Source organism: Corallococcus llansteffanensis (assembly GCF_003612055.1).
Classification (GTDB): domain Bacteria; phylum Myxococcota; class Myxococcia; order Myxococcales; family Myxococcaceae; genus Corallococcus; species Corallococcus llansteffanensis.
The window spans coordinates 1-1,484 of the sequence record NZ_RAWB01001017.1 but is presented as its reverse complement, the minus strand read 5'-3'; the positions used below and the strand labels follow the sequence as shown (position 1 = coordinate 1,484).

Genomic DNA, 1,484 nt, shown 5'->3' with positions numbered 1-1,484 from the left:
GCCCCGTTCCGCCCCCTGCCCTTCCTCCCGGAGGCGCACGCTGAACGCACCCCCGGAGCACGGCTGCAGAAGCTTCGCCGCGCCGCATTGGAGGCCCGCGAGGCGTTCGTGAGCGAGGGCCCGGTGGCGGCGGTGTCCACCTGCGATCTCATCACGTTCCCCTACCCCACGCTGTTCGCCTTCAGCGGGGCGGCGCTGTCCCCGGCGCCCTACGTGATGATGACCAACCGCATGCAGGTGGTGCAGTTCGCGGAAGCCGGCACGGGCCAGCGGCGCACGCTGCTCTTCAACCCCACCGACTTCGAGCGGGGCTACGCGGCGCCCTTCTACCGCGCGCTGCGCGAGCGCTACGGCGCGTTCCTCTCCGACAAGGTGATGTCCACCCGCCACGGCACCGTCCAGAGCCACCTGGAGTCGCTGGGGCTGACGCCGTCGGACGTGGACTACCTGGCCTTCGACCACCTGCACATCCAGGACCTGCGCGGCTGGCTGGGGGGCGCGGGCGCCCCGGCCGTCTTCCCTCGCGCGAAGCTGCTGGTGCAGCGCACCGAGTGGGCCATGGTGAAGCACCTGCACCCCATGCAGAGCGTGTGGTTCGTGCCCGGCGGCACGGAGATTCCGGAGGACCGCGTCGTGCTGCTGGACGGCGACACGTGGCTGGGCCAGGGCGCGGCGCTGCTCAGCACGCCGGGGCACACGCAGGGCAACACGTCCCTCGCGGTGGCCACCGCGAACGAGGTCTTCGTCGTCAGCGAGAACGGCGTGAGCACGGAGAGCTACACGCCCCTCCTGTCGCGCATCCCGGGCGTGCGCCGCTTCGCGGAGCAGATGGGCTGGGAGGTGGTCCTCAACGGCAACACGCGCGAGGACTCGCTGGACCAGTACACGTCCATGGTGGTGGAGAAGCTGTTCGCCGGCCCCTCCGCCCACGACGCGTCGTTCGTGAACTTCCACCCGTCCTCGCTGCTCACGTCCCACCTGCTGGCCCCCGGCCTGGGCCCCACCGTGGTGCTGCCCCCGCCCAACACGGGCGCGCTGCACCCCACGCCCGCGGTGCGACGCGCGGCTTGAGGCGGGGGCTCACCTCGCCGCGCCGGAGCAGGCCTCCATGGGGAGGAAGGGCAGCGCCCAGGGCTCCTCGCCCCGGGTCGGTTCGGTGGCGACGAAGAAGACGTGGCCCCCCGCGTGCACGAACCCCCGGGGGTTGGAGCTCTGCCCACCGGGTGCGAGATCGTGGAGCGGCTGCACGCGGTTGATGGAGCCGTCCGAGTACCAGGCCTCGCGCCCCCGCGTGCGCGTCATCGCGGAGAGGAAGAGCCACCCGTCCATCGCCCGGAGCGCGGTGGGAGCACTGCCCGAAGGGCCGGGATCCAGGTCCTGCACGAGCTGCGTGCCCTGCGCGGAGCCATCCGTGCGCCACAGCTCGCGGCCATGCACGCCGTCATCCGCGGCGAAGTACAGCTGGCCGCCCATCACCGTCAGCC

At 72.3% G+C, this 1,484-nt stretch carries 2 protein-coding genes; one reads left to right on the top strand and one right to left on the bottom strand.

All coding sequences use genetic code 11. The annotated features are described in order from the left end of the window. A partial coding sequence (locus D7V93_RS42980) for an MBL fold metallo-hydrolase (protein WP_120648667.1) occupies window positions 1–1,071 on the top strand: 1,071 nt, incomplete at its 5' end. A gap of 9 nt (window positions 1,072–1,080) precedes the next feature. Here D7V93_RS42980 and D7V93_RS42975 read toward each other — a convergent pair. Continuing rightward, window positions 1,081–1,484 (bottom strand): ELWxxDGT repeat protein (locus D7V93_RS42975; protein WP_341871004.1); only part of this gene is annotated, 404 nt, incomplete at its 5' end.